Origin of the sequence: Arthrobacter sp. zg-Y916 (genome assembly GCF_020907385.1) — a bacterium.
Lineage (GTDB): Bacteria > Actinomycetota > Actinomycetes > Actinomycetales > Micrococcaceae > Arthrobacter_B > Arthrobacter_B caoxuetaonis.
In genome coordinates this window covers 126591-152665 of the sequence record NZ_JAJJOD010000004.1, presented here as the reverse complement: position 1 = coordinate 152665, position 26075 = coordinate 126591, and the positions used below count along the sequence as shown (strand labels likewise).

The window sequence follows — 26075 nt, the reverse complement described above, 5'->3', positions numbered from 1 at the left end:
TTTGCTCCTGCACATTCTCCCGGCAGTGCGGGCAGGTGGTGTGCATATCCACAGTGCTGCCCGCGCGTAATCTCCGCACCCGGGGACCGGCGCAGAATCAACGCATGAAAGCCAAAGACCTCCTGGGCAGGACAGGCGAAGAACTCGCTGTCGGCCACCTTGCTGCTGCCGGCTACCAAATTCTCGAACGGAACTGGCGGTGCCGGCAGGGAGAGATCGACGTCGTGGCCCGCGACGGCGACACGCTGGTGGTGGTGGAGGTCAAGACCAGGTCGTCCCTGGATTTTGGCCACCCGTTCGAAGCAGTGAGTGCTGCCAAACTGGCACGCCTGTGCCTGCTGGCTGCTGCTTGGGCGCGGGCCCATGCGGTTTCCACGCGCAGCTGGCGGGTGGACGCCGTCTCCGTCCTGCTACCGGCCGGAGACGGACCCGGCGACCGTCCCGCCCCTGTGATCGAGCACCTGTTGGGTATCGGCTGATGGGGCTCGGACGTACCTACGGCGTGGGTTTGACCGGGTTGGAGGGACGGATGGTTGAAGTAGAGGCAGACATCGGGCAAAGCCTTCCGGCGTTCATCCTTTTAGGACTGCCCGATGCGTCACTGAACGAATCCCGCGACCGGGTGAAGTCCGCTGCCAAGAACTCGGGGCTGCCGCTGAGCCGGAGGAAGATCACGGTCAATCTGATGCCGGCGGATGTACACAAACGCGGCTCCGGCTTCGACCTGGCCATTGTGATGGCGGCACTGTGTGCAGCCGGTGATGTCCGTCCGACGGGAAGGACAGTTTTCCTCGCCGAACTCGGCCTCGACGGCAGGCTGCGCCCCCTCCACGGTGTTCTTCCAGCAGTCATGGCTGCGGTCGCAGCGGGCTTTCCCGACATCGCAGTGGCGGCGGCCAACGCCGCGGAAGCGGCACTGGTGCCATCCTCGCGCGTGCGTGGCTTCGCTTCACTTGCAGCTGTTGCACAGGCGTTCGGAGCGGATCCCGAAAACCTGGTGTTCCCTCCGGAGGATGAACCGGCTTCCGGCACTGCCGCCCACGACGCCCCGGAAGCCGTGCCGGCGCCTGACCTGGCCGATATTGCGGGCCAGTCGGAGGCGCGGTTTGCGCTGGAGGTTGCCGCCGCCGGAGCCCACCACCTACTGATGACGGGCCCACCCGGTGCCGGAAAGACCATGCTGGCCGAACGCCTGCCCGGTCTGCTGCCTGACCTGGCGGACACTGCCGCCATGGAAGTCACAGCGATCCATTCCCTGGGCTGGCGGGGCCGGCCCTGCTCGGGCCTGGTCCGGCGACCGCCCTTTGAGAGTCCGCACCATACTGCTACGGCTGCCGCGGTCATCGGCGGTGGTTCTGGAATTCCACGCCCGGGTGCCGCTTCGCGCGCCCACCGGGGCGTACTCTTCCTCGACGAGGCGCCGGAGTACGAACCCAGGGTCCTGGATGCCCTGCGCCAACCGCTTGAAAGCGGAACCCTGGTGCTGCACAGGGCAGCGGGAACCGCCGTCTATCCTGCACGGTTCCAGCTGGTCCTCGCAGCGAATCCCTGCCCCTGCGGGCTGGCGAGCGGAAAGGGGACCGAATGCACCTGCAGCGCCCAGCAGAGACGCCGCTACTTCAGCAGGCTCTCGGGTCCGCTCCTCGACCGGGTCGACCTGCAGCTGGCAATCCGGAGGGTCTCCCTGCTGGACTTCACGGAAGCCGGCAAGGCGGAGCCAACGGCCGTTGTTGCCCGCAGGGTCCGCCAGGCGCGCTCGAGCCAGCGGGAAAGACTGCTGCCGCTGGGCTGCGAAACGAACGCCGAAGTGAGCGGACAGGTCCTGCGCGGACCGCTCCGCCCCGGAAGCCGCAGCACGGCGGCGCTGGACCGGGCACTGGATCGCCAGACACTCACTGCCCGGGGCTATGACCGTGTCCTCCGGGTCGCATGGACGGTAGCCGACTTATCCGGCCACGCGTGTCCCGACGCCGATGACATTGGGCAGGCCCTCGCGTTCCGGCAGCAAGCGGGCGCAGCATGAGCGCCGCCGCTCCCGGGATCCTGCTCGCCCGGGCAGTGCTGTCCCGGCTTATCGAACCATCTGACGTACTTGGCCAGGCACTCGTGGCAGTCGCCGGCCCCGAGTCCGCTGCCCGTATCGCTGCGGGACGCCAGCCGGCCGCGGGAGCCCTGCGCCGCAGCGTGGCCGCCTTGCTCGAAGAGAACGGCGTCCAGGCCTCGGACCGGACGTTTGAACAGGGGTTGGAGCGCTGGCTCCCGCGCGCGGCGGATGTGGCTCCGGAACGCGACCTCGCCACGGTGGCCCGCTTCGGGGGAAAGCTGCTCGTCCCTGAGTTCGAGGGCTGGCCGGAGGCGCTCAACGACCTGGGCTTGGGGACCCCGTTTTGTCTCTGGAGCCGGGGACCGGGCAGAGTTCCCGACGCCCGGCGCTGCATCGCCGTTGTCGGGTCCCGGGACGCGACGTCTTACGGCCTGGCAATCACCGCAGACATCGCGGCTGGACTTGCTGCCCGGGGGAGTACCGTGATTTCCGGCGGAGCCTACGGTATAGATGCCCAGGCCCACCGTGCGGCGCTCGCGGGAAGGCGGGAGCTGCCCGGGGATGATGGCGTGCCGGTGACCATAGCCGTCATGGCCGGAGGCATCGACCGCTTTTATCCCACCGGAAATGAGGATCTGCTGCGCGGCGTGGCAGAGGCTGGCCTGATCCTCAGCGAGGTGCCGCCGGGGTCTGCGCCCACGCGGTGGAGGTTCCTGCAGCGCAACCGGCTCATCGCAGCGCTCGCCGCCGCGACAGTCGTCGTGGAAGCTCGCTGGCGTTCAGGGGCCCTCAACACAGCCCATCACGCTGCCGGCCTTGGGCGCGGCGTCGGGACTGTCCCCGGTCCGGTGTATTCAGCCAATTCGGCCGGCTGCCACCGGCTTCTCCGCGAAGGCAGTGCCGTGTGTGTGACTGATGCCGCTGAAGTCCTTGAACTGGCTGATCCTTTCACCGTCCCGGTGGGGGAAGAACCCGAAGGGACGCTTCCCGATGCGCAGGAGCGGTCCCCGCGGGCGGACCACGACGGCTTGGCGGCGGAGGACATCCTCCTGCTGGACGCACTGCCGCTGAGGAAGGGCTCCAACCTGCAGAAGCTGGCCGTTGTGGCCGGCCTTGGCGTTCCCGCCGTCCGGGCCGGGCTGGCACGCCTGGAACTCGCTGGACTGGCGCGCAGGACAGCACAGGGCCTCTGGCAGCGGTCCGGCCGTTAGCGCAATCGGGATCATCCAATCCATACCAACCAGCAGAAAAGGACAACGCCATGAGGACCCATAAAGTCATTGCCACGCCCCTCGGAATCTTCACCCTGGTGGCGGAGGACTCCCTGCTCATTGCGGTGGAACCGTCCGCGCCCGATCCGGCCGCACCGGTCGCAGCCCGCTTCGGGCTGGCAGCGGAAACCGGATTCGAAGCAGCTGAACGGCAGCTGGAGGAGTTCTTCCAAGGCAGGAGGTGCTGCTTCGACCTCCCGGTGTCGCAGGAAGGGACCCCGTTTCAGCGCCAGGTATGGAGTGCGGTAAAGCTGATTCCCTACGGCCAGACCCGGACCTACAAACAGCTGGCCCTTGAGTTGGGCGACGCGTCCAAGGCACGCGGCGTCGGCGCCGCGCTGGCACGCAACATGCTCAATATCGTGGTTCCGACCCATCGGGTCCTCGGCAGCCGCGGAAAACTGACCGGCTATTCCGGCGGGGTTGATGCCAAGCGGATGCTCCTCGACCTGGAGGCAGGTCCGGATAACGAGGCGCTTCGCCAGCAGTGCTCCGGCGCCGGTGCGCCTGCTTGAAGCGGTCGCTGAAAGCAGGGAAGGTAGGACGGTGAGCAAAGAGCCGGGCAGCACTGCAGCAGCGGAGCAGACACGCCAATCCGCCGTTCCCGAGGCAGCCCAGGCCAGGGCAGATGCCGGAGGAACCACACCCAGGCCGGCGGAGTTCAGCCGGGCACTCGAGTCCTTCTGCAGCTACCTTGCATCGGAGCGGGGACGGTCGGCGCACACGGTCCGGGCCTATGAAGGTGATGTGTCGGCCCTCCTGGATTACGCTGCAGCCCTTGGTCTGACGACCCTCGCCGATATCGACCTGCAGGTGCTCCGCGGCTGGCTCGGCAAGCAGAATGAAGCTTCCCTGGCCCGCACGACCCTGGCCCGGAGAGCGGCCACCGCGCGGTCGTTTACCGGTTGGGCGCTGCGGGAAGAACTGATCGCCGCTGACCCGGCGCTGCGCCTGAAAGCGCCGAAGCGAAACAAGACCCTCCCGGGGGTTCTGCGGCCGGGTCAGCTCGAGACTCTCTTTGAGACCCTTGCTGCCGCTGCGGCGGAGGGAGGGCCGCTGGCGCTCCGCAACCGTGCGCTGGTGGAACTGCTGTACGCCACCGGTATCCGGGTCGGGGAACTTGTCGGCCTCGACGTTGACGATCTTGACCTGGAACGCCGGACGCTGCGGGTACTCGGCAAAGGCAACAAGGAGCGCACCGTTCCCTACGGACTGCCGGCAGCCCTGGCCGTCGATGACTGGCTGCGCCGCGGCCGGCCAGACCTGGCAGGAGCGGAAAGCGGGCCGGCTCTCTTCCTCGGCCGCCGGGGACGCCGAATCGATCAGCGTCAGGTCCGGTCCGTCACTTCTGCCCTTTTCGAAGCACTTGGCGATACATCCGCCACCGGACCGCACGCCCTTCGGCACAGCGCCGCGACCCACCTGCTTGATGGGGGAGCCGATCTCCGAAGCGTCCAGGAAATCCTGGGACACAGCAGCTTGGCGACCACGCAGCTGTATACCCACGTCTCGGTGGACCGGCTCCGGCAGAGTTACCAGCAGGCCCACCCGCGCGCCTGAGTCACGGCAGGTGCCTTCCGTGACAGATTTGCACTTGCAACCAAGTAGTTTCATTGGCGTAATCGAGTAACTTGCGGCACAATGATGCTAGGTCTCACGGTTAGCGGTTCCGCACTGACGGGCCCGCAGGAGATTTAGGGCTTACAACTTCAGGATTCCGTCCCGCTTTGCAGGTCGTTGGGGAAGACGCACCTACAGCTACGGAGGATGGAATGACTGTTGTGATGGCGCACGGCGTATTGTTCGTGCACTCAGCCCCTTCTGCGTTGTGCCCGCACATTGAGTGGGCCATCGGATCCGTCGTTGAAAAGCGGACGGAATTTCAGTGGACCCCGCAGCCAGCCGCTCCCGGAATGGTCCGCGCCGAGCTTGCCTGGTCCGGACCGCAGGGCACAGGTTCACTGCTCGCCTCCGCCCTGCGGGGCTGGGCGCACCTCCGTTATGAAGTCACCGAGGACCCCAGCGCGGGTGCAGACGGCAGCCGCTGGTCCCACACACCCGAACTCGGGATTTTTCACGCCACCACGGATGTCAGCGGAAACATCATGGTTTCCGAAGACCGCATCCGTTATGCCTATGAAAACGGCGCCGGTGACCCTGCGGCCGTCTACCACGAGTTGTCCCTGGCGCTCGGGGAAGCCTGGGACGACGAACTGGAGCCGTTCAGGCACGCAGCGGACGGCGCACCGGTGCGCTGGCTGCACCAGGTCGGCTGATTCCTCCTCCTCCACACGCGTCTTACACGATATTCAGCGTCAATCGGCAAAGGCCGGGATCCCCGCAGGGATCCCGGCCTTTGTCTGTCCTGCTGTCAGGAACTAGTGGCTGCGAAGGGCTACAACGGCGTTGTGTCCGCCGAACCCGAAGGAGTTGTTCAGCGCAACGATGTCACCCTGGGGCAAATCGCGTGCCGTGGTCACGACGTCGAGCGGGATTTCGGGATCCTGGTTGTCCAGGTTGATGGTGGCGGGGGCCTGGCGGGTGTAGACAGCCATGGCGGTCAGCACGGCTTCCACGGCACCCGAGGCGCCGAGCAGGTGTCCGGTCTGTGACTTGGTAGCCGAGACAGCGACATTGTCCACATGCGCTCCGAGTGCAGCCTTCAGTGCGGTGTATTCGGGTTTGTCGCCCACCGGAGTTGAGGTTGCGTGCGCATTGACGTGGACTACGTCCCCGGCCTGGGCGCGGGCATCGAACAGTGCGGCCTTCAAGGCACGGGTGGCGCCCAGCCCTTCGGGGTCCGGTGCCGTGATGTGGTAGGCATCCGCGGTGACGGCGGTTCCGGCCAGTTCGGCGTAGATGCGTGCACCGCGGGCAAGGGCGTGTTCTTCTGCTTCGAGTACCAGCGCACCCGCGCCTTCACCCATCACGAAGCCGTCCCGGTCCCTGTCATAGGGCCGTGAGGCGCGTTCCGGATCATCGTTGCGCTTGGAGAGTGCCTGCATGGAGGCGAAGGAGGCCAGCGGCATGGGGTGGATAGCTGCCTCCGCTCCGCCGCAGACCACAACGTCTGCCTTTCCGGAACGGATGAGTTCCAGGCCCTGGTGCAGTGACTCGGTTCCGGACGCGCAGGCCGACACAGGTGTGTGCGCTCCGGCCCGGGCACCCAGGTCCAGGCTGACGGCAGCGGCGGGACCGTTTGGCATCAGCATGGGCACGGTCATCGGCAGCACGCGACGGGGACCTTTCTCCCGCAGCGTGTCCCACGCGTCAAGCAGGGTCCAGACCCCGCCGATGCCGGTGGCGAAGGAGACGGCCAGGCGGTCGTGGTCAATCTCGCTCTCGGCCAGGCCTGAGTCGGCCCAGGCTTCGCGGGAAGCGACGACGGCGAACTGCGTCGAAGGGTCCATCCGTTTTGCTTCAACCCGGGAGAGGACTTCAGAGGCCGGAGTGGACACCCGTGCAGCGAAGGTGACGGGCAGGGCGTACTTCTCAACCCATTCGTCCTCCAGCGTCCGGGCACCGGAGACGCCCACCAGGGCGTTCTTCCACATGGTCGGGACGTCTCCGCCGATCGGCGACGTTGCGCCGAGGCCGGTAATGACTACTTTGCGGGCCATGATTCACTCTCTCGGAAAATTGGTGGCTCACCGCTCTGCGGCGAGGCGAGGTGATGCTGCAAAGGGCGGCCGCAGGCAGCGGCCGCCCTCCACGAACTACGCCTGGGCGTTGGAGATGAAGTCGACGGCGTCGCCAACGGTCTTGAGGTTCTTGACCTCTTCGTCGGGAATGCGAACGCCGAACTTTTCCTCGGCGTTGACGACGATGGTCATCATCGAGATGGAGTCAATGTCCAGGTCATCCGTGAAGGACTTGTCCAGCTCAACGGCCTCGGGGGCCAGGCCGGTTTCCTCGTTCACGATCTCGGCGAGACCGGCCAGGATTTCTTCGTTGCTAGCCATGGGGGCTCCTTTTTTTCGTTGGTACCGGTGCTGGACCGGTGTGGGTTTTCCAACCGCCGGGGCGGTGTGGTCTATCAAAACTAGGGAAGGACAATTACCTGTGCGCCAAACACCAGGCCTGCGCCGAAACCGATCTGCAGGGAGAGCTTGCCGCTAAGTTCGGGGTGCTCGCTGAGCAGCCGGTGTGTGGCCAAGGGGATGGAAGCCGCGGAGGTGTTGCCGGCGTCGGCAATGTCCCGGGCGATGACCACTGATTCGGGCAGTTTCAGCTGCTTGGCCATCTCATCGATGATTCTCATGTTGGCCTGGTGCGGGACAAAGGCTGAGAGGTCAGCGGCCGTGATGCCCGCAGCGTCAAGCGCCTGCTGCGCAGCCTTGGCCATTTCCCAGACAGCCCAGCGGAAGACAGTCTGTCCGTCCTGGCGGAGGGTCGGCCACAGCTTGGTTTCGCGCTCAGCCAGCACCGATGCCTGAATCGTGCCTTCGGACTCGGCAGCCAGGGAGAGCTCCCGGATTTCAAGCATGGAGTGGGTCATGCCGATTGCACCGGACTTGCTGCCGTCCGATCCCCATACTGAAGGCCCGATGCCCGGTGTATCGGAAGGACCGATGACGACGGCGCCGGCACCGTCACCGAGGAGGAACGAAATGGTGCGCTCGGTGTTGTCGATGAAGTCCGAGAGTTTTTCGACGCCAACCACCAGGACGTACTTGGCGGCCCCGGAGCGCACCAGGGCGTCCGCCTGGGCAATTCCGTAGCAGTAGCCAGCGCAGGCAGCGGAGACATCGTAGGCGGGCGCCGGTGTGGCACCGAGACGGTCAGCGACCTGGGCGGCTGCCGAAGGCGTGGCGTAGGGGTGTGTCACGGTGGAAATGATGACGGCATCCAGTGCGGATCCGTCGATGCCGGCCTTTTCGAGTGCCTCGCGTCCGGCCATCTCGGCCATGTCCACAACGGACGTACCCTTGTCAGCGCGGTGGCGGGTGACAATGCCCGTCCGCTGCCGGATCCACTCGTCCGAGGACTCGATCCACTGGCAGACGTCGTCGTTGCTCACAATCACGTCGGGACGGAACGCGCCAATGCCGTGGATACGGCTGAACTCGTTGACGGGGGACTGCTTCAGGGTGGGCGTGCTCACGCATTACCTTCTTGGGTTGTAACTGCTGCCGCGCCGGAGTGCTCGGACACAAAGGCCCGGGCAGCGGCGAGGTCTTCGGGGGTCTTCAGGGCCAGGGCCGGAACTCCGCGCATGCCGCGCCTGGCCAAACCGGTAAGGGTGCCTGCCGGTGGAAGCTCCAGGATGCCGGTGACGCCCATGCCTGTCATGGTTTCCATGCACAGGTCCCAGCGGACCGGGCGGGACACCTGGGCGATCAGGCTGTCGAGGTTGGCTTCACCGCTGACGACCGCGGTGCCGTCGTAATTCGAGAGCAGCGTGGGGCGCGGCTCGGCGGGAGAAAGCGTGGGGCGCAGTGCCTCAAGGACGCTGAGCGCCGGCTCCATATGGCCGGTGTGGAAGGCACCGGCTACCTTGAGCGCTATGACCCGTGCCTTGGCAGGGGGGTTTTCAGCCAGGCGGCCGAGCTGCTCCAGCGTGCCGGCGGCGACGATCTGTCCGCCGCCGTTGGCATTGGCAGCTGTGAGTCCAAGCTCGGCAAGGACGCGTGCCACGTCCTCCGGATCGCCGCCAAGGACGGCGCTCATGCCGGTGGGTAGCGCTGCCGCGGCGCGGGCCATGGCATTGGCGCGTTCGCGCACGAAGGCCATGGCGTCCGCCTCCGGCAGTGCACCCGCCAGTGCGGAGGCCGTGATTTCGCCGACCGAGTGTCCCGCGACAACCGTGGCCGCAGTCAGCGCTTCGGCATCAAACAGCAGCCGGCCGGCCACAAGTCCGGCCGCGACGATCAGCGGCTGGGCGACGGCGGTGTCCTTGATGGTTTCCTCATCGGAGACGGTGCCGTGGGCCACGAGGTCAAGCCCGGCGACGTCGGAGAGCTCTTCAAGGTGCTCCCGGACCCCGGGCAGTTCGAGCCACGGAGCGAGGAAGCCTGGCGTTTGTGACCCCTGGCCGGGGCAGACGATTGCAAGCACGTAACAAGCTTTCCAAAGAAGGTGCGATTTGCCGGGTGTTTAGGTGAACCAAGCTGTCTGGGGCGTGTTGTAGGAAGTCTACAAGCGAAGTCCCTGCTGGCAAGGGTGGTCAGGAGCGGGCTGCCGGCCGTTCCGCGGCTGATTTTCCGGCGGGTGCGAGGCGCCCGACCACCAGGGCTGTCTGCAGCACGAAGGCCTCCCGGGGCAGCATGGGGTCCCATCCGGTGATGTCGCAGACGCGCCTGAGCCGGTACCGGACCGTATTGGCGTGGACAAAGAGTTCCCGCGCCGTGGCTTCAAGGGAGTGCCCCAGGGAGAGATACGCCGAAAGGGTGTCAGCCAAGCCGTTGGAGGCGGCCAGCAGCGGGCGGTAGATGTTGCGTATCAGGGCTTTCCGGGCAGAGTCATCGCCGGACATCACGCGTTCGGGCCACAGGTCGTCGGCTGCCACTGGACGGGGAGCAGCAGGCCAGGCGCGGGCAGCGCTCAGGCTGGCAAACGCCGCCTGGGCCGATGGCCCGGCCTCCACGAGTGACTCCGCCGCCGGGCCGTAAACGACCGGGCCCGGCCCGAACAGGTCCGCAAGCCGGGAGAGGGCGCCGGCCTTGTCGGAGAGCCCGCCCAGGACCAGGATGAGGCGGTCGCCCTGGATGCCCACAAGGGTGTCTTCGGCGAGCCTTCCGGCAACCCTGCGCATCTCATTCACGAAGGTCGGGTTGGGGTCGGCCGGGGGACTGCCAACGATGACGGTCACGGGCGCTGCCGAGGTCCAGCCCACCGCAGCGATCCTTGACCGCAGCGCGTCCGAACTCTCCCCGCGCAGGATGGCGTCGACCACAAGCGCCTCCAGCCTGGTATCCCAGGCGCCGCGGGTCTCTGCTGCGCGGGCATAAACGTCAGCGGCTGCGAAAGCGACCTCGCGGGAATACCGGAGAACGGCTTCACGCAGCGGGCCCTGCACCGAACCGGCAGCGAGCTCCGGAACCCGGTCCTCGACAACCTGGACTACGACCCGGATGAGGGAAAGGGCTTTCTGCAGGCTGATGGCACGGGTCAGCTCAGTGGGTGCGGTGCCGAAAACATCGCTGAGCACCCAGGCCGGCGAGGCCGGGCGTTCGTACCAGTTGACGAATGAGGCGATGCCTTTTTGCGCCACCATGCCCAGCGCCGAACGCTCATCCGGACGAAGCCCGCGGTACCACGGAAGGGAAACGTCCAATTGCTTCAGTGTGGCTGTGGAGAGCTTGCCGATATTCGCTTTGAGGCGCTCAAGGACCAGCGGGTCTGCGCCGCCTGCTTCGGGCGGAGTTGTGGCCTTGGTCACCGGTGGGGTTGCTGGCATCTTTGAAGCTTACGGCCTTGGGCCCGCAACCTCCATTTTGTGAGAAGGCTACAACTGTGGACAGCAGGCGGGGAGGTTTTCGGAAGGTCCCCGCCGGCAGGTCCGTATGCCGGCGTTCACAGGGCCGATCCCAGGCGGCGGAACCTCTCAGCACGTCCAACAAGTGCTTTCCGCCCCGGGACGGAACGCAGGGTTGCAAGTTCCTCCACGGCCTTGGCCATCCGCCGGCAGAACGCCGGTGCCTCGGCGGAGGCATCGGGCCGTTCCTCCACAACGTGGTCCACGATTCCGTGAGCGGCCAGGGCCCCGGCGGTGTCGATGATCGTCAGCAGGGGCAGGTCCAGCTCTTCAGCCAGGCGCATGCCCCGGCGGGCTTCCCGGAGCGAAGCGGGGCCATGATGACGTTCATCGCCGAGCAGGTCCGCGAGACCCGGCTCGCGTCGCTGGGCCAGCCGGGGCGTCCTGAAGCCTCCCCGGCCTCCCACCCCGCCATAGCGGACGCGATCACCGCCGGTGATCCGCCAGCGGCTGCGGCCGCAATGCAGGCCCACATCGACCTGGTTGCCGAGACAGACCTGTAGCCGGCCTGACCTGTAGCATCCGCGGCGGCGGGGCCGCCTGGCCTAGCGCCCTGTCACAGCGCGGATGCCGGCTTAGGCGTCGCCGCCCGCGTTGCCGCTGGATCCCTTCGTGACATCCAGCAGATGGTACTTCGAGATGGCCTCCTGCGGCGCCGAGGCATCTACCTCTTTGCGCCGCGCCAGCATTTCCAGTGACCGGACCACCATGGAATGGCTGTCGATCTTGAAGAACCGGCGGGCTGCCGCACGGGTATCCGCGAAGCCGAAGCCGTCGGCACCCAGGGACGCAAACTCGTTCGGCAGGAACTGCCGGATCTGGTCCGGAAGCGCCTTCATGTAGTCACTCGAGGCAACGATCGGCCCCGTGGCTCCGGCCATTTGCTGCGTTACGAAGGGGACCCGTGCTTCGGCATCCGGGTGCAGGAAGGAATGCTCTTCCGCTGCCAGTCCGTCACGGCGCAGCTCGTTCCAGGAGGTCACTGACCAGACATCCGCCGAAACGTTCCAGTCGTCTGCTAGGAGGCGCTGGGCTTCCAATGCCCAGGGAACCGCGACGCCGGACGCCAGCAGCTGTGTCCTGGGTCCGTCAATGCTCGCGGGGGAGAGCAGGTAGATGCCTTTGATGACGCCTTCCACGTCAAGGTCCTCCGGCGCCTTGGGCTGCTGGATCGGCTCGTTGTAGGCCATGATGTTGAAGATGACGTTCGGGTCCTGCGAGTCCGGGCCGTACATCTGCTCCAGTCCGTGGCGGACAATGTGCCCGATCTCGTAGCCGTAGGCAGGATCGTAGGTCCGCACCGCGGGATTGGTGGAGGCCAGGATAGGGGAATGCCCGTCGGCATGCTGCAAACCCTCACCCGTCAGCGTCGTCCGGCCCGCGGTGGCCGAGATCATGAAACCCCGCGCCATCTGGTCCGCAGCGGCCCAGATGAAGTCCCCGGTCCGCTGGAACCCGAACATCGAATAGAACACATAGACCGGGATCAGGGGAACGCCCTGGGTCGCATAGGCCGTCCCGGCAGCGGTGAAGGCGGCAATGGAGCCGGCTTCGTTGATGCCCATGTGCACGATCTGGCCCTGCGGGGACTCCTTGTACGCCAGGACGAGGTCCCGGTCCACAGACAGGTAGTTCTGCCCCTGGGGGTTGTAGATCTTCGCCGTCGGGAAGAAAGAGTCCATGCCGAAGGTCCTGGCCTCATCCGGGATGATCGGCACAATCCGGGTGCCGAACTCCTTGTCCCGCATCAGGTCCTTGAGCAGCCGCACAAAGGCCATGGTGCTCGCAGCCAGCTGTTTGCCCGAGCCCCGGTTCGCTACTTCGTAGGACTTTTCGCCGGGCAGGTGGATGGGTTTGAAGTCCGAGCGGCGCTCCGGCAGGAACCCGCCCAGCTCCCGGCGCCGGTCCAGCATGTACCGGATCTCAGGCGCCTGCGGACCCGGGTTGTAATACGGAGGACGGTAGGGATCCGCCTCGAGCTGTTCGTCGGTGATGGGAATCCGCAGGTAGTCCCGGAACAGCTTCAGGTCATCCAGCGTCAGCTTCTTCATCTGGTGAGTGGCGTTCCGGGCCTCGAAATGCGGACCCAGCCCGTAACCCTTCACCGTGTGGGCCAGGACAACAGTCGGCTTGCCCTTGAATTCGACTGCCGCTTTGTATGCGGCGTAGACCTTCCGGTAGTCGTGCCCGCCCCGCTTCAGGTTCCAGATGTCATCGTCGGAAAGTCCTGAGACCATGGCCTTGGTCTGGGGACTCTTGCCGAAGAAGTGGTCCCGGACGAATCCGCCGGACTCGCCCTTGTAGGTCTGGTAGTCGCCGTCGGGCGTGGAGTTCATGATGTCCACCAGCGCGCCGTCTTCATCCGCTTCCAGCAGCGGATCCCACTCCCTGCCCCACACGACTTTGATGACGTTCCATCCTGCGCCGCGGAAGAAGGCTTCCAGCTCCTGCATGATCTTGCCGTTGCCGCGCACCGGACCGTCGAGGCGCTGCAGGTTGCAGTTGACGACGAAGGTCAGGTTGTCGAGCTTGTCGTTGGCCGCGACGTGCAGCAGCCCGCGGGATTCGGGTTCGTCCATTTCGCCGTCGCCCAGGAACGCCCAGACGTGCTGGTTGGAGGTGTCCTTCATGCCGCGGTTATCCATGTAGCGGTTTAGCTGCGCCTGGAAGATGGCGTTCATTGGCCCGATTCCCATGGACACGGTGGGGAACTCCCAGAAATCCGGCATGGAACGCGGATGCGGGTAGGAGGACAGTGCATGGCCTTCCCGGGATTTTTCCTGCCGGAAGCCGTCAAGGTCCTCTTCGGTGAGCCTGCCCTCCAGGTACGCCCGGGCGTACATTCCCGGAGCCGCATGGCCCTGGAAATAGACCTGGTCGCCCCGGCCCGGGAAGTCCTTGCCGCGGAAGAAATGGTTCATGCCCACTTCATAGAGGGTTGCAGCTCCGGCGAAGGTCGAGATGTGGCCGCCGACCCCAATGCCGGGGCGCTGGGCACGGTGGACCATTACGGCCGCGTTCCAGCGCATCCATGCCCTGAACCGGCGCTCGATCTCTTCGTCTCCCGGGAACTCCGGTTCCTGGTCCACCGGGATCGTGTTGACGTAGTCCGTGGTGGTGACCATGGGCACACCCACGGAGTGGGCCCCCGCGCGCTGGAGCAGAGAACGCATGATGAACTGCGCCCGTTCGGTGCCTTCGGTCCGGATCAGATCGTCCAGCGATTCGATCCATTCGGCGGTTTCTTCCGGATCCTTGTCCGGCAGCTGGCCCGTAAGCCCGCTGAGGATGTCCGTTTTGTCTTCTGCGGCCACGAAATTCTCCTATGCACAGATGGTGACTGGACATTGGTCTGACGCTGCGCTGATGATTCCCGGCCCTGTCTGCCGGGCGGCTGTGTGCTTTGGTCCCATGGGCGGCGTGCGAGGCCCCGGAGCCCTTTAGGCCACTGTAGACCGGTGGCCAATTCTTTCGTAGGGTCCGCGGCGAACCTCGTGCCTGCGGGGCAAGGGACCCTTGGGCATCACGTCCGGGGCGCGGCCGCAGGGCGCAAAACCCCTTGAAGCTTGCCCCCAAAAGGTGTTCCCTTGTGATCAGGAACGGGCAGTTCGCCCCAAGATGTGATTCCCTTGTATTTATGCAGTCAACCAGGAGGAGTGAAGTGAGCGAGGCCGATGCCGCCACAGAGAGCAATGTGGCGGAAAGAATGGGTTTCAAAGACGGCGACCTGATTCAGGAATTCGGCTACGACGACGACGTTGACTTCGATCTCCGGGAGGATCTTGAGGACCTCATCGGCGGCGAACTCCTGACGGAGGATGATCATGACGTCGTCGACGGCGTGATCTTGTGGTGGCGCGCCGATGACGGTGATTTGGTAGACGCACTGGTCGATTCGCTGACCACGCTGGACGACGGCGGCGTCGTCTGGGTCCTCACCCCCAAGTCCGGCCGGAACGGCTATGTTCCCCCGGCCGACATTGAGGAAGCAGCTCCCACTGCGGGCCTGCACGTCACCACCTCCCCGGGTGTGTGTCAGGACTGGGCAGCCACCCGCCTGGTGAGCCGCAGGAAGAAGTAGCGGCGCATGCCGGCTGCAACCGGTCCCAATCCCGGGGAGCCCGCCCCCGGCTTCGAGCTCCCGAACCAGTATGGGGAGCCGGTGAGCCTGGAGCGGTTGGCAGGAAAACCGGTGGTCCTGGTTTTCTATCCCTTTGCTTTCTCACGGGTATGTTCCGGAGAGCTGGCGGAACTGGCATCCCTGCAGCCGGAGTTCGATGCTGCCGGGGCTTCACTGCTGGCAGTCTCCTGCGACGCAAAATACTCGCTGCGGGCCTGGGCCGCGGAGCAGGGCTGGGAGTTTGACCTGCTTTCGGATTTCTGGCCCCACGGTGCCGTCGCGCGGCGCTACGGTGTGTTTGACGAAAACCGCGGGTTAGCCACAAGGTCCAGCTTTGTCATCGGAGCCGACCGCATCATCCGCACGGTCCTGAGCTCCGCGATGGGTGAACCCCGAGACCAGGCAGCATACCGGGAGGCGCTCCTGGAACTCTCAACGGCTGGCCGTAGCTGACATGCCCCTGGCGCGCAAACCCTCCGGCCCCGCCGGAACCGGCCTGACCGGGTTCGTAACCCGGGATCCGGCCGATGCTTCCACGGATCCCACGGATGCCGAGCGGGCGCAGCTGGATGCCGCCGTCGAACTTCTCGCGGGGCGCCGCATGGCACTGCTGACCGGGGCGGGCCTCAGCACTGACTCCGGGATTCCGGATTACCGCGGACCGGACGCGCCGCCGCGCAATCCCATGACGTATCAGCAATTTGTGGGCGATCCCGTCATGCGGCAGCGATACTGGGCACGCAACCACGTCGGATGGCACCACCTGCGGCACGCCGTGCCCAACGCAGGACATGAGGCCGTGGTCCATCTGGAGGAACGCGGGCTGCTGACGGGCGTGATCACGCAGAATGTGGACCGGCTCCACAGCGATGCGGGCAGCATCCGGGTCATCGACCTCCACGGCAGGTATGACCGTGTCCTCTGCCTCTCCTGCGGGTCCGTCTACACGCGCGAAGGGATCGCGCGGCTGCTGGAAAAGCTGAATCCGGGATACCTGGAACAGGTCGGTGCCGAGTGGGACACAGCACCCGACGCCGATGCCGAGATCGCGGACACGGAAGGCTTTACGGTCGCGGACTGCCCGGTCTGCGACGGCATGCTGAAGCCCGACTTCGTCTACTTTGGCGAGAACGTTCCCAAGGAACGCGTCCGGCTCGCTTACGCGGCCGTGGATGACGCCGGTGCCCTGCTCGTGGCGGGCTCCTCACTGACCGTGATGAGCGGACTGCGTTTTGTCCGCCACGCCGCGAAAGAGGGAAAGCCGGTGGTGATCATTAACCGCGGGCAGACCCGGGGGGATGATCTGGCGGACCTGAAGATCGACATGGGGGTGGGCACAGCACTGCAGTATCTGGCCCGCTCCTTGCCCGAGCCCGGCAGGACACAGCACGACGCCGGAGCGCAGCCGGATTAGGCGTTTAGGACGCCTGTCCGGTAATGTAATTCCTCGTGATGCGGCGCTGGCCGGGATATCCCAGCTGGCATAACGGGTCACGTCGGGTCTTTAGCTCAGCTGGTAGAGCGCCACGTTTACACCGTGGATGTCATCGGTTCGATCCCGGTAGGACCCACGGACAAAACCCGCCTCGGTAATAACCGAAGGCGGGTTTTTTCGTCCCGTGCGGAGGCAGGGTGACCCCCGGAGCACACCCGCCGAATGCCCCGCCAAGGTGGCAGCCGGCACACACCAGACTTTGAGGTTTTGGTGGTAAGACGGAACAGGCTGCCAACTAAGGCGGCCATTCCCATGTTCGATGTGAAAGACCACCGTTGCGCACCACCTTTTTCAAATCCCTCCTGGCATCGCTGCTGGCCGCGGGAACGCTGGTCTCCGCGGTTGCCGGCTGCACGCCTGTACCGGACCAAGGAGAGGCCGCGGTCCCTCAGCAAGCTGCGACGCCGTCGCCCACTGCGCGGCCCGAGACGCAGCTGATGACCGAATTGGACCGGTACAACGCCGAAACCAGCATTGACTTCTCGGTTGCACTGTACGAGCACGACACCGGCCAGGCCTGGACCTACAACCCGTCGGGACGCTATCTCGAAGCCAGCCTGGTGAAGGTGCCCATCCTCCTCACCCTGCTGAGGCAGGCAACTGAGGAGGGCAGGGAGCTATCGGCCGGGGAGCGCGCACTGGCGGAGGAGATGATCCGCCGGAGTGACAACACGGCAACTGACCAGCTCTACGCACTGGTTGGCGGAGCTCCTGAACTGCAGGCAACGTATGACCGGCTCGGCATCTCGGAGACTGTGGCAACGGAAATCTGGGGTACGAACGAGACCACCGCGGAGGACCAGTTGCGGATTGCGACGGCTGTGGCCCGGGGCGTGGACTGGATCGATCCCCAGCTGCATGAGTATGCGGTGACGCTGCTGGAGAGCGTAGTGCCGGAGCAGTCATGGGGGATCAGCGCCGGAACCCTCAGTTCCGTGGCAGAAGTGGGCCTGAAAAACGGCTGGCTGCAGGATGACCTGCTGTCCTGGAATGTGGGCAGCTCCGGGTTTGTTCTCGGAGACGGCGCCGAATACAGCCTGGTGGTCCTGACCGCAGGTACAGAGACTCTCGAGGACGGTATCGCCGTCCTCGAAGGCGCCGCTTCGATAGTGAACCGCTGGGAGCTGCGGGACTCCGCGTAGCGTCGGGGTCCGGGAGCCTGCGGACCGGAACTATTCTTCGCTGCCCTGCCCGGAGACCCGGTGGTACGCGGCGATCAGCGGAGCCGCTGAGAGCCCGTGTGCGAAGACGCTCAACAGCACCGTCGTGACCACCGTAGCCAGCAGGGTGCCCGCAGCAGGGATGCCGCGTTCATAGGCCAGCAGCCCGAAGACAACAGAGGCGAGCCCACGCGGGCCGAACCATCCCATGAACGCCTTGGTCTGCCACCCCGCCCCGCTGCCGGCCATGGCCAGGAAAACCGGGAGCATCCGCACCACGGTCAGGCTGAGCACGGCATAGAAAAGCACGGCCCATGACAGGTATGGCAGCGCAGCCAGAACCGCCACGGCACCGAAAACCATCCAGGTGGCTGCTGCGAGGACGGAGCCGGTATCAGCTGTGAACCGGGTCGCATCCTTCGTTCCGGGGCCGCCGGCAAACCGGAAGGCCATCCCTCCCACAAAAGCGGCAATGAACACGCTTCCACCGAGAGCACCCGCTGCGGCGTAGGCGCCCAGGGCAACGGCAAGCGTCAAGGGCTGGACCCATTCACTCTGCAGCCAGTCCCGTGCCCGGGCCGTGCGAAGGACATACCCCCCCCGGCCCCCGCCCACAGCCAGGCCCGCCACAGCGCCCGAGCCGATCTCTTCGGCTACAGCTGCTGCGACAGCCGACGGAACACTGCCTTCCAGCGTCGCCATCGTAATGTCCAGGGAGACGAGGAAGAACGGCACAGCGATGCCGTCGTTCAGGCCGCTTTCCACGGTCAGGGCTTCGCGGATCCGCGGGGGCATCGCGGCGTCATCGACGACGCTCTGGCCAAGGGCCGCATCCGTTGCACAGAGCATTGTGGACAGCAGGAAGACACTGGCAAGCGGCAGGCCGGGGAAAAGGAGCAGGCCCGCCCCCAGCCCCAGGAGCAGCGTCAGGGGCAGGCCGATCAGCAGAAGCCGTCCAGGCCATCCGGGACTACGGCGCAGCAGACCGAGGTCCAGCCGCGCCGCATCCGTAAACAGGAGGAAAACCAGGGCCAGTTCGGTTACGTGTTCGACGACGGTGCTGTCCACAGCGGGGCCCAGCGACCCCGGGGCCGCAGCGCCCAGGATGATCCCGGCCGTGACGAAGACCATGGCAGAGGTGACGCCGTAACGGTTCAGGGGCCGGGACAAGGTGCTGAAAAGAGCCAGCACGATGGTTCCGATGAGCAGGACAATCATGGGCTTTCCCTCCTGTGCCCCGCGCCGATCCGGACCTGCTGTACCGGTCACCGTCCCGGCAACGCGGACAAGGTCGAACCGCTTTGCTTCCAAGAATGCGGAAAACCTGCCCACGGCGGAAGCGGGCGGATATCCTGATCTGGTCGGCTGCGGTGCACAGGAGCCCTGGCAGCGCAGCAAGCCGCAGTGAAAGGCCCCGATTATGGGCAGGACAACCAGGCACCAGAGCATTCCGGAGCGCGCCGCAGGGGGCAGGCAGCGCCGGCAAGCCACACCCCGCGCCGTACACCGGGACTGGGTCCCGTCACCCGGGCGGCCGGACCCGGTGGCGCTCATCGAAGAGCAGAACCTGACCCGTGAACCGGACCTGGTACCGGTGAGGCACGCCAGGATGCTGGCCTCGCCGTTGACGTTCTACCGCGGGGCGGCGAAGATCATGGCCGCGGATCTCAAGGACACCGCGCGGGCGGGGCTGGATGTCCAGCTCTGCGGTGATGCCCACCTGTCCAATTTCGGCGTGTTTGCCTCCCCTGAGCGGACCCTGGTCTTTGATCTCAACGACTTCGACGAAACCCTCCCCGGGCCGTTCGAGTACGACGTTCTGCGGATGGCAGCGAGTTTCACCATTGCGGCCAGGCACAACATGTTCAGCCGGGAGGATGCGCGCGGTGTGTCCCTTGCAGCGATCCGGTCATACCGCGAAGCGATGCGCAGCTTCGCGCAGATGGGCACGTTGGACATCTGGTATGCGCGGCAGTCGGACCAGGACCTGCTCGCAGCGATCCAGCTCGTGGCCGAGTCCAGCAAGGGCAAAGCAGAGAAAAGGGCGGCAAAGCTGGCGGGAGAGAAAGTGGCGAAGGCAGTTCGGAAAGCACGCTCGCGGGACAGCCTGCAGGCGCTGTCCAAGCTTGCCGAACGTGTGGACGGCACGTACCGGATTGTCAGCCAGCCTCCGATCATCATCCCGGTCCGGGAACTGGAGGCAGTGTTCGGCACGTCCGCGGAAGAGATGGCGAACGACATGAGGGACCAGCTGCATTCCTACCGCCAGAACCTGCAGCATGACAGGCGCCAGCTCCTTGAGCGCTTCGAAATGCTCGACGTAGCCCGCAAGGTCGTGGGTGTTGGAAGCGTCGGCACAAGGGCCTTTATCGTTCTCCTCCAAGGCCGCGACTCCGCAGACCCGCTGTTCCTGCAGGTCAAGGAAGCAACGCGGTCCGTCCTGGAAGACCACCTGCCCCGCAGCGCCTACCGCCATCCCGGAGCGCGGGTGGTCCAGGGCCAGCGCAGGATGCAGGCCGCGAGCGATATTTTCCTGGGCTGGACCAAAGGCGTTCAGGAAAACCGATACCTGTATTGGCGCCAGCTGCGGGACATGAAAGGCTCCGCGGTCATCGAAGGCATACGGCCGATGGGGATGGGTTTCTATGCCCGTGCGTGCGGCTGGACCCTCGCCAGGGCGCACGCCAGGTCCGGGGACCCCATCGCGATCGCAGCCTACCTGGGCAAGGGGGACGTTTTCGACGAATCCGTTGCGGATTTCTGCGACCGGTACGCCGACCAAAACGAGCGGGACTATGAGGCCTTCTCAGCAGCCGTCCGCTCGGGGCGGGTTCCGGCCGCCGCCGGATCCTGACCTCCGCGTGCAGGCCGCGGCAAGCAGCCGTGTGGCGGGGGCGGCCTCCGGGAGAATAGGCTAAAGGCTGAAGACGGCGCCACTGCTGCGCCGACACCGTGCTGGTTCCCGGCACCTGAAGAATCCTTGGAGTGAACTTGAGCGCACAAATCGGTGTAACCGGCCTGGCTGTCATGGGGGCGAATCTCGCCCGCAACCTGGCCCGCAACGGCTACACGGTGGCCCTGCACAACCGGTCGGTGGAAAAAACGGACGCCCTGCTGAACGCCCACGGGGACGAAGGCGACTTCGTCCGCACGGAGACCCTGCAGGAGCTGGTGGATTCCCTCGAAAAACCGCGCCGCGTCCTGATCATGGTGAAGGCCGGAGCGCCCGTGGATTCGGTCATCGACCAGCTGGTGCCGCTCCTGGAGCCGGGCGACATCGTCATTGACGCCGGGAACTCCCACTACGAAGACACCCGCCGCCGTGAGGCCGCACTGGCCGAAAAGGACCTGCACTTCGTTGGCGTCGGGGTTTCCGGCGGTGAAGAAGGTGCACTCCTGGGTCCGTCCATCATGCCCGGCGGCTCCCGCGAGTCCTACGACTCGCTCGGCCCGATGCTGGAGAAGATTTCCGCCAAGTACAACGGCGAGCCGTGCTGCACCTGGGTCGGCACCGACGGCGCCGGGCACTTCGTGAAGATGGTTCACAACGGCATTGAATACGCCGACATGCAGGTCATCGGCGAGGCCTACGACCTGCTGCGCTCCGCTGCCGGAATTGAACCGGCCGAGCAGGCACAGATCTTCACCGAGTGGAACCGGGGCCAGCTGAGCTCCTTCCTCATCGAGATCACGGCCGAAGTCCTGGCCCACACCGACCCGAAGACCGGCAAGCCGTTTGTTGACGTCGTCGTGGATTCCGCCGGCCAGAAGGGCACCGGCCGCTGGACCGTTGTCTCGGGCCTGGACCTGGGCTCCCCGGTCTCGGCGATCGCCGAATCCGTCTTCGCCCGCGCCCTTTCTTCCCAGCGCGGCCAGCGCGAGGAAGCCCAGGGCATCCTGGCCGGTGAGGAAATCGGCGTCGAGCTGCCGGATACCTTTGTGGAGGACGTGCGGCAGGCGCTGTACGCGTCCAAGCTCGTCAGCTACGCCCAGGGCCTGGACATGCTCACCGGCGCTGCCAAGACCTACGGCTGGGATCTGAAGCTGGATGAGATTGCCTCGCTGTGGCGTGCCGGCTGCATCATCCGTGCCGAACTGCTCGATGACATCATGAAGGCCTACGCGGACGGAAAGGCTCCGGCCAACCTGCTGCTGGCCCCGGCCTTCGCCGAGTCCATTGCCCAGGCGCTGCCGGCCTGGCGCCGTGTGGTCTCCGTGGCTGTGCAGCTGGGGATCCCGGTTCCGGTCTTCTCCTCCTCGCTGGCCTACTACGACGGCCTGCGCCGCAAGCGCCTTCCGGCCGCGCTGACCCAGGGGCTGCGCGATCTCTTCGGCGCGCACACCTACAGCCGGGTCGACGCAGAAGGCACCTTCCACACGCTGTGGAGCGGTGACCACTCCGAAATCGAAGCCGTGGACACCCACTAGTTCCCGGAACAGCAGAAGGCCGGCCGCTCCCAATCGGGTGCGGCCGGCCTTCTGCTTTGCGCTGCTAAATGTAGATCGCGGGATCCACGTACTCCGCCGGATCCACGGCGGGCTGGTTCATCTTGGGGTCACGGTGCCGCCAGGTCGCGGGGATGCCGGTAATGATCGAATCGGCCGGAGCGTCCTTGACGACGACGGCGTTCGCTCCCACGGCGCTGTTGGCGCCGATGGTGACCGGCCCCAGGATCTTCGCCCCGGCGCCCACGACGACGCCGTTGCAGAGGGTGGGATGGCGCTTGACCTTCGCCAGTGAGCGGCCGCCCAGGGTCACGCCGTGGTAGAGCATGACGTCGTCGCCAATCTCCGCTGTTTCACCGATCACGACGCCCATGCCGTGGTCGATGAAGAACCGCCGTCCAATGGTTGCCCCGGGATGGATTTCGATTCCCGTGGCGAACCGTGCGGCCTGGGACAGGACCCGTGCCGGGAAGCGCAGCGCCGGCTTAGACCACATCCGGTGCGTCAGGCGGTGCACCCAGATGGCGTGCAGGCCGGAGTAGACGACGAGGTTCTCGAAGGAACCCCGGGCCGCCGGGTCGTGGGACGCGGCGGCGTCGAGGTCTTCGCGCAGGCGTGACAGGAGACGCACGTGGAACTTTCTGCTTGGTAGTTCTCCGCCGTCGCAGGCGGGGCTGGCTAGCCGCGGATGTCGTCGTAGAGAACCGTGGAAATGTAACGTTCTCCGAAGTCGCAGACAACGGCCACGATCAGCTTACCGGCGTTTTCGGGGCGCTTGGCCAGTTCCAGTGCGGCCCAGACGATCGCACCGGAGGAGATGCCGCCGAGGATGCCTTCCTGCGTACCCAGTGCCCGTGCCGTGGCGACGGAGTCCTCGATGGACGCGTCAAACACCTCGTCGTAGATCTCGGTGTCCAGGATCTCGGGGACGAAGTTGGCGCCAATACCCTGGATCTTGTGCGGCCCCGGGGAACCGCCGTTGAGGATCGCGGAATCCTTGGGCTCAACGGCGACGATCTGGACGCCGGGCTTGCGCTTCTTCAGGACCTGGCCGACGCCCGTGACGGTGCCGCCGGTGCCGACTCCGGCTACGAAGATGTCCACCTTGCCGTCGGTGTCTTCCCAGATCTCCTCGGCAGTGGTGGTGCGGTGGATTTCCACATTGGCCTGGTTGGCGAACTGCTGGGCCCAGATGGAGTTCTCCGTGGTGGCCACGATTTCCTTGGCCTTCTCGACGGCGCCGCGCATGCCGTCAGCACCCGGAGTCAGGACGATTTCGGCGCCGAAGGCGCGCAGCATGACCCGGCGTTCCGTGGACATCGTTTCGGGCATGGTCAGGATGACCTTGTAGCCGCGGGCGGCGCCGACCATGGCCAGGGCGATTCCGGTGTTGCCGGACGTGCCCTCGACGATGGTTCCTCCCGGGCGGAGGGCCCCGGCCTTTTCAGCCGCGTCGACAATGGCGACGCCGATGCGGTCCTTGACCGAGTTGGCGGGGTTGTAGAACTCCAGCTTTACCGCTACGTCGCCGGGCAGGCCTTCGGTGAGCCGGTTGAGGCGGACCAGGGGCGTGCCGCCTACCAGCTGGGTGACGTCGTCGTAAATTCGTGCCATGTGGATTTTCCTCTGTTCGTTGGCCTGTGGGCCGGCGTGAAGGCAGTTTCCTCAAGCCTATCGCCGGTCATTCACAGGATTAGTTGTCAAGCCATTCGGCGTAATATTTCCTGGCCTTCGCCAGCTTCGGGTTGATGATCACCTGGCAGTAGCCCTGTTCGGGATGCTTGGCGTAAAAGTCCTGGTGGTACTCCTCAGCCCGGTGGAATGTGGGCAGGGGGGTGATCTCCGTGACAATAGGGTCACTCCACAGCGCCTGGGCCCGCTGGACCGCTTTCTCCATCTCTTCGCGCTCCTGGTCTGTCCGGTAGAACATCGAGGACCGGTACTGCGTGCCGACGTCGTATCCCTGCCGGTTAAGCGTCGTCGGATCGTGCGAGATGAAGAACATATCCAGGATGACCTCGGCGGGGATGATGTTTTCATCGAATGTCACGGCCACGACCTCTGCGTGCCCGGTGATCCCAGAACAAACACTGTCGTAGTCCGGGTGGGCGGTAAACCCGCCGGTGTAGCCGGACACCACGCTCTGCACGCCGCGTGTTTTCTGATAGATGGCGTCGAGGCACCAGAAGCAGCCTCCGCCAAGAACATAGGTCTTCATGCTCATGTACAAGGCGGCTGCGCTGTCAAAGATTCCCGGGTTTGCGGTGTGCCCGCAAAGGGGTGCCGTGGGGTAGAACTTATATCTATGGAAACCCCACGCAACGGCGACAATGACGCCACCGGCGCCGACCTGCCGGACACTCCCCAGGAAACTCCGGGCACCCCGGCCACTCCGGATGCGGAAACCCTCTCCCAACCCACCGTTGGCGATGTCCTGCTGGCCGTCGAAGAGCTCTGGCCCGAGTCACTTGCCGAGGACTGGGATGCCGTCGGGATGGTTACGGGACGGCCCTCCCGCGCGGTCACGCGGATCCTGCTCGCCGTCGATCCCACGCATGAAGTGATCGACGAAGCACTCGAGTGGGGTGCGGACCTCCTGCTGACGCACCACCCGCTGCTGCTTAAGCCCGTCCACTCGGTGGCGGGTACCGGATTCAAGGGCGACGCCGTGCACCGGCTGATTGAAGGCGGCTGCGCCCTGGTGACTGCCCACACCAACGGCGACAGCGCCGTCGGGGGAGTCTCCGATGTCCTGGCAGATGCTTTTGGCCTGCACGACACCGTCCCGTTGGTTCCGGCCGTCAACGGACTTCCCGAGGAAGGCATCGGGCGGGTAGGCAACCTCGCGGAGGTCACGACGCTGGGAAACTTCGCCGAACTGGTTTTCAGCATCATGCCGGCTGTCGCCGGTGGAGTGCGGGTGGCGGGGGACCCGCAGGGACTTGTCCGCCGGGTTGCTGTGTGCGGCGGTGCAGGCGACAGCCTGTTCGACGCCGTCCGCGCCCAGCATGCGGATGTCTACGTCACCGCTGACCTCCGGCACCATCCCGCCTCAGAGGCGAGGGAAGCGGCCGTGAACGGCCGTCCCTACCTCATTGATGTCTCGCACTTCGGCAGCGAGTGGCTCTGGCTGACCCCGGCGGCCCAGGCGCTGGAGAACGTGCTGACGGACCAGGGATTCACCGTGGAAATCCGGGTCAGCAGCCGCAATACCGATCCGTGGGACTTTGTGCTGACCCCCGGCTGAACAGGCGCGGCCCCAGTGGCATAGGCTAGGAGGGCCGCACCAGACAGGCAAGCGGATCAAGTGGAGGTATTTGGTGGCAAAAGCATCATCGGCGGAGCAGCTGCGGCTGCTGGACCTGCAGGCATTGGACAGCAGGATGAAGCAGCTGGACTCCCGCGCCCGCAGGGTGCGCGAGAACCCGGACCTCACGGCCCTGGCCGGTAAAGCCGCCGCGGCACGCACCGCCCTCGGAGCCGCCGCCACGCAGAGCGCGGACATTGAGCGCAAGCTCGCGCGAGCCGAAGCGGACGTTGCATCCGTCGTCGCGCGCCTGGAACGCGACCAGAAGCACCTTGACAGCGGCCACGGCGGTTCCAAGGAACTCACGGCGCTGCAGAGCGAGATCGAATCACTGAGCCGCCGGCGTTCGGACCTGGAAGACACCGAGCTTGAGGTGATGGAGCGCCTCGAAGCGGTCAAGGCCGTAGAAGCCGAGCGCCGCACCGAGGCTGCGGCAGCCGAGACGGAACTCACTGACCTTGAGGGCCGGCGGGATACAGAACTTGCGGAGATTGAAGCCGAGCGCGCTGAAATCATGCGCCAGCGCACCGAGCTTGCCGGACGTTTTGCGCCCGACCTCCTGGCGGTCTACGAACGCACCCTTTCCCGGCACGGGATTGGCGCTGCCCGGCTGTTCCACGGAACGTCGGAGGGATCCGGCATGCAGCTGAGCCCGGGCGACCTTGCAGATATCCGCAAGGCAGCAGCAGACGACATCGTTTTCTGCCCGGATTCCGGCTGCATCCTGGTGCGCTCCTCGGAGTGGGGCAGCTAGT

General features: G+C 65.7%; 26 protein-coding genes and 1 tRNA gene. 16 read left to right on the top strand and 11 right to left on the bottom strand.

Going from position 1 to position 26075, the window contains the following annotated elements; all coding sequences use genetic code 11:
- The first annotated feature begins 104 nt into the window (after positions 1 to 104).
- From LOC59_RS09120 to LOC59_RS09095, 6 genes are all read left to right on the top strand, one after another.
- Positions 105 to 479, top strand: a complete 375-nt coding sequence (locus LOC59_RS09120; protein ID WP_227895535.1) for a YraN family protein — start codon at positions 105 to 107, stop codon at positions 477 to 479.
- Positions 479 to 2023, top strand: a complete 1545-nt coding sequence (locus LOC59_RS09115; RefSeq protein WP_227916574.1) for a YifB family Mg chelatase-like AAA ATPase — start codon at positions 479 to 481, stop codon at positions 2021 to 2023. Before LOC59_RS09120 ends, LOC59_RS09115 begins: the two co-directional genes overlap by 1 nt.
- The gene (gene dprA / locus LOC59_RS09110) at positions 2020 to 3255 is read left to right on the top strand and encodes a DNA-processing protein DprA (protein WP_229971562.1); all 1236 of its coding nucleotides are present in this window, start codon (positions 2020 to 2022) and stop codon (positions 3253 to 3255) included. Before LOC59_RS09115 ends, dprA begins: the two co-directional genes overlap by 4 nt.
- A 50-nt stretch (positions 3256 to 3305) precedes the next feature.
- A complete protein-coding gene (locus tag LOC59_RS09105) occupies positions 3306 to 3830 on the top strand; it encodes a methylated-DNA--[protein]-cysteine S-methyltransferase (RefSeq protein WP_229971560.1) in 525 nt (174 codons plus the stop codon).
- A gap of 31 nt (positions 3831 to 3861) precedes the next feature.
- Positions 3862 to 4875: a tyrosine recombinase XerC gene (locus LOC59_RS09100; RefSeq protein WP_227895539.1), complete on the top strand. Its 1014-nt coding sequence runs from the start codon at positions 3862 to 3864 to the stop codon at positions 4873 to 4875.
- Positions 4876 to 5087: 212 nt separating this feature from the next.
- A complete protein-coding gene (locus LOC59_RS09095) occupies positions 5088 to 5591 on the top strand; it encodes a DUF3145 domain-containing protein (protein WP_227895540.1) in 504 nt (167 codons plus the stop codon).
- 102 nt (positions 5592 to 5693) lie between these two features.
- Here LOC59_RS09095 and fabF read toward each other — a convergent pair whose 3' ends face one another.
- The 6 genes from fabF to LOC59_RS09065 all read right to left on the bottom strand — a co-directional run bounded on the left by fabF (position 5694) and on the right by LOC59_RS09065 (position 11076).
- The gene (fabF, locus tag LOC59_RS09090; RefSeq protein WP_227916578.1) at positions 5694 to 6935 is read right to left on the bottom strand and encodes a beta-ketoacyl-ACP synthase II; all 1242 of its coding nucleotides are present in this window, start codon (positions 6933 to 6935) and stop codon (positions 5694 to 5696) included.
- A gap of 96 nt (positions 6936 to 7031) precedes the next feature.
- Positions 7032 to 7277 (bottom strand): acyl carrier protein, encoded by a 246-nt coding sequence (locus LOC59_RS09085; protein WP_055240832.1) that lies wholly within the window; start codon positions 7275 to 7277, stop codon positions 7032 to 7034.
- Between the two features lie 80 nt (positions 7278 to 7357).
- Entirely contained in the window at positions 7358 to 8419 is a 1062-nt protein-coding gene (locus LOC59_RS09080) for a beta-ketoacyl-ACP synthase III (protein ID WP_229971558.1), read from the bottom strand.
- The gene (locus LOC59_RS09075; RefSeq protein WP_229971556.1) at positions 8416 to 9372 is read right to left on the bottom strand and encodes an ACP S-malonyltransferase; all 957 of its coding nucleotides are present in this window, start codon (positions 9370 to 9372) and stop codon (positions 8416 to 8418) included. Before LOC59_RS09075 ends, LOC59_RS09080 begins: the two co-directional genes overlap by 4 nt.
- Positions 9373 to 9481: 109 nt before the next feature.
- Positions 9482 to 10714: a PucR family transcriptional regulator gene (locus LOC59_RS09070; protein ID WP_227916580.1), complete on the bottom strand. Its 1233-nt coding sequence runs from the start codon at positions 10712 to 10714 to the stop codon at positions 9482 to 9484.
- Between the two features lie 116 nt (positions 10715 to 10830).
- Complete coding sequence (locus LOC59_RS09065) at positions 10831 to 11076, bottom strand: hypothetical protein (protein WP_442860578.1); 246 nt, start codon at positions 11074 to 11076, stop codon at positions 10831 to 10833.
- Positions 11077 to 11109: 33 nt separating this feature from the next.
- Between LOC59_RS09065 and LOC59_RS09060 the strand changes: the two genes are divergently transcribed.
- Positions 11110 to 11295 carry an FCD domain-containing protein gene (locus LOC59_RS09060; RefSeq protein WP_229971555.1) on the top strand — a complete coding sequence of 62 codons (186 nt, stop codon included), beginning with the start codon at positions 11110 to 11112 and terminating at the stop codon, positions 11293 to 11295.
- 72 nt (positions 11296 to 11367) lie between these two features.
- On the opposite strand, the gene aceE is transcribed toward LOC59_RS09060, so the two are convergent.
- The gene (gene aceE, locus LOC59_RS09055; RefSeq protein ID WP_229971553.1) at positions 11368 to 14106 is read right to left on the bottom strand and encodes a pyruvate dehydrogenase (acetyl-transferring), homodimeric type; all 2739 of its coding nucleotides are present in this window, start codon (positions 14104 to 14106) and stop codon (positions 11368 to 11370) included.
- A gap of 347 nt (positions 14107 to 14453) precedes the next feature.
- Between aceE and LOC59_RS09050 the strand changes: the two genes are divergently transcribed.
- The 5 genes from LOC59_RS09050 (at position 14454) to LOC59_RS09030 (ending at position 17549) form a co-directional block, all read left to right on the top strand.
- Positions 14454 to 14873, top strand: a complete 420-nt coding sequence (locus LOC59_RS09050; protein WP_227895546.1) for a DUF3052 domain-containing protein — start codon at positions 14454 to 14456, stop codon at positions 14871 to 14873.
- Positions 14874 to 14879: 6 nt separating this feature from the next.
- Positions 14880 to 15365 carry a peroxiredoxin gene (locus tag LOC59_RS09045; protein WP_229971551.1) on the top strand — a complete coding sequence of 162 codons (486 nt, stop codon included), beginning with the start codon at positions 14880 to 14882 and terminating at the stop codon, positions 15363 to 15365.
- A 1-nt stretch (position 15366) separates the two neighbouring features.
- Positions 15367 to 16326: an NAD-dependent protein deacetylase gene (locus LOC59_RS09040; protein ID WP_229971550.1), complete on the top strand. Its 960-nt coding sequence runs from the start codon at positions 15367 to 15369 to the stop codon at positions 16324 to 16326.
- Positions 16327 to 16410: 84 nt separating this feature from the next.
- Positions 16411 to 16483, top strand: a tRNA-Val gene (locus LOC59_RS09035).
- Between the two features lie 199 nt (positions 16484 to 16682).
- Positions 16683 to 17549 carry a serine hydrolase gene (locus LOC59_RS09030; protein ID WP_227895549.1) on the top strand — a complete coding sequence of 289 codons (867 nt, stop codon included), beginning with the start codon at positions 16683 to 16685 and terminating at the stop codon, positions 17547 to 17549.
- A 30-nt stretch (positions 17550 to 17579) separates the two neighbouring features.
- On the opposite strand, the gene LOC59_RS09025 is transcribed toward LOC59_RS09030, so the two are convergent.
- Entirely contained in the window at positions 17580 to 18785 is a 1206-nt protein-coding gene (locus tag LOC59_RS09025) for a cation:proton antiporter domain-containing protein (protein WP_227916583.1), read from the bottom strand.
- Positions 18786 to 18987: 202 nt separating this feature from the next.
- Here LOC59_RS09025 and LOC59_RS09020 point away from each other — a divergent pair, with 202 nt between their 5' ends.
- Both LOC59_RS09020 and gndA read left to right on the top strand, forming a co-directional pair.
- Positions 18988 to 20421, top strand: a complete 1434-nt coding sequence (locus tag LOC59_RS09020) for a DUF2252 domain-containing protein (RefSeq protein ID WP_229971548.1) — start codon at positions 18988 to 18990, stop codon at positions 20419 to 20421.
- 137 nt (positions 20422 to 20558) lie between these two features.
- The gene (gndA, locus tag LOC59_RS09015; protein ID WP_227895551.1) at positions 20559 to 21995 is read left to right on the top strand and encodes an NADP-dependent phosphogluconate dehydrogenase; all 1437 of its coding nucleotides are present in this window, start codon (positions 20559 to 20561) and stop codon (positions 21993 to 21995) included.
- A gap of 64 nt (positions 21996 to 22059) precedes the next feature.
- On the opposite strand, the gene epsC is transcribed toward gndA, so the two are convergent.
- The 3 genes from epsC to msrA all read right to left on the bottom strand — a co-directional run bounded on the left by epsC (position 22060) and on the right by msrA (position 24231).
- The gene (gene epsC / locus LOC59_RS09010; RefSeq protein WP_227916586.1) at positions 22060 to 22644 is read right to left on the bottom strand and encodes a serine O-acetyltransferase EpsC; all 585 of its coding nucleotides are present in this window, start codon (positions 22642 to 22644) and stop codon (positions 22060 to 22062) included.
- Between the two features lie 47 nt (positions 22645 to 22691).
- A complete protein-coding gene (gene cysK, locus LOC59_RS09005) occupies positions 22692 to 23627 on the bottom strand; it encodes a cysteine synthase A (RefSeq protein ID WP_227895553.1) in 936 nt (311 codons plus the stop codon).
- 79 nt (positions 23628 to 23706) lie between these two features.
- On the bottom strand, positions 23707 to 24231 hold the full coding sequence (gene msrA, locus LOC59_RS09000) for a peptide-methionine (S)-S-oxide reductase MsrA (RefSeq protein WP_227916729.1): 525 nt from the start codon (positions 24229 to 24231) through the stop codon (positions 23707 to 23709).
- An 87-nt stretch (positions 24232 to 24318) separates the two neighbouring features.
- Between msrA and LOC59_RS08995 the strand changes: the two genes are divergently transcribed.
- Both LOC59_RS08995 and LOC59_RS08990 read left to right on the top strand, forming a co-directional pair.
- The gene (locus LOC59_RS08995) at positions 24319 to 25260 is read left to right on the top strand and encodes a Nif3-like dinuclear metal center hexameric protein (protein ID WP_227895555.1); all 942 of its coding nucleotides are present in this window, start codon (positions 24319 to 24321) and stop codon (positions 25258 to 25260) included.
- A 73-nt stretch (positions 25261 to 25333) separates the two neighbouring features.
- Complete coding sequence (locus LOC59_RS08990) at positions 25334 to 26074, top strand: zinc ribbon domain-containing protein (protein WP_229971546.1); 741 nt, start codon at positions 25334 to 25336, stop codon at positions 26072 to 26074.
- The last annotated feature ends 1 nt before the right edge of the window (position 26075 follow it).

Coding starts and splice junctions, on each gene's coding strand:
- LOC59_RS09060 (WP_229971555.1), top strand. CDS start 11,110: ATGATGACGTTCATCGCCGAGCAGGTCCGCGAGACCCGGCTCGCGTCG.
- LOC59_RS09115 (WP_227916574.1), top strand. CDS start 479: ATGGGGCTCGGACGTACCTACGGCGTGGGTTTGACCGGGTTGGAGGGA.
- cysK (WP_227895553.1), bottom strand. CDS start 23,627: ATGGCACGAATTTACGACGACGTCACCCAGCTGGTAGGCGGCACGCCC.
- LOC59_RS09070 (WP_227916580.1), bottom strand. CDS start 10,714: ATGCCAGCAACCCCACCGGTGACCAAGGCCACAACTCCGCCCGAAGCA.
- LOC59_RS09065 (WP_442860578.1), bottom strand. CDS start 11,076: ATGCGCCTGGCTGAAGAGCTGGACCTGCCCCTGCTGACGATCATCGAC.
- msrA (WP_227916729.1), bottom strand. CDS start 24,231: ATGAAGACCTATGTTCTTGGCGGAGGCTGCTTCTGGTGCCTCGACGCC.
- LOC59_RS09020 (WP_229971548.1), top strand. CDS start 18,988: ATGGGCAGGACAACCAGGCACCAGAGCATTCCGGAGCGCGCCGCAGGG.
- LOC59_RS09105 (WP_229971560.1), top strand. CDS start 3,306: ATGAGGACCCATAAAGTCATTGCCACGCCCCTCGGAATCTTCACCCTG.
- LOC59_RS09120 (WP_227895535.1), top strand. CDS start 105: ATGAAAGCCAAAGACCTCCTGGGCAGGACAGGCGAAGAACTCGCTGTC.
- LOC59_RS09095 (WP_227895540.1), top strand. CDS start 5,088: ATGACTGTTGTGATGGCGCACGGCGTATTGTTCGTGCACTCAGCCCCT.
- LOC59_RS09085 (WP_055240832.1), bottom strand. CDS start 7,277: ATGGCTAGCAACGAAGAAATCCTGGCCGGTCTCGCCGAGATCGTGAAC.
- LOC59_RS09040 (WP_229971550.1), top strand. CDS start 15,367: ATGCCCCTGGCGCGCAAACCCTCCGGCCCCGCCGGAACCGGCCTGACC.
- LOC59_RS09045 (WP_229971551.1), top strand. CDS start 14,880: ATGCCGGCTGCAACCGGTCCCAATCCCGGGGAGCCCGCCCCCGGCTTC.
- dprA (WP_229971562.1), top strand. CDS start 2,020: ATGAGCGCCGCCGCTCCCGGGATCCTGCTCGCCCGGGCAGTGCTGTCC.
- LOC59_RS08995 (WP_227895555.1), top strand. CDS start 24,319: ATGGAAACCCCACGCAACGGCGACAATGACGCCACCGGCGCCGACCTG.
- fabF (WP_227916578.1), bottom strand. CDS start 6,935: ATGGCCCGCAAAGTAGTCATTACCGGCCTCGGCGCAACGTCGCCGATC.
- LOC59_RS09025 (WP_227916583.1), bottom strand. CDS start 18,785: ATGATTGTCCTGCTCATCGGAACCATCGTGCTGGCTCTTTTCAGCACC.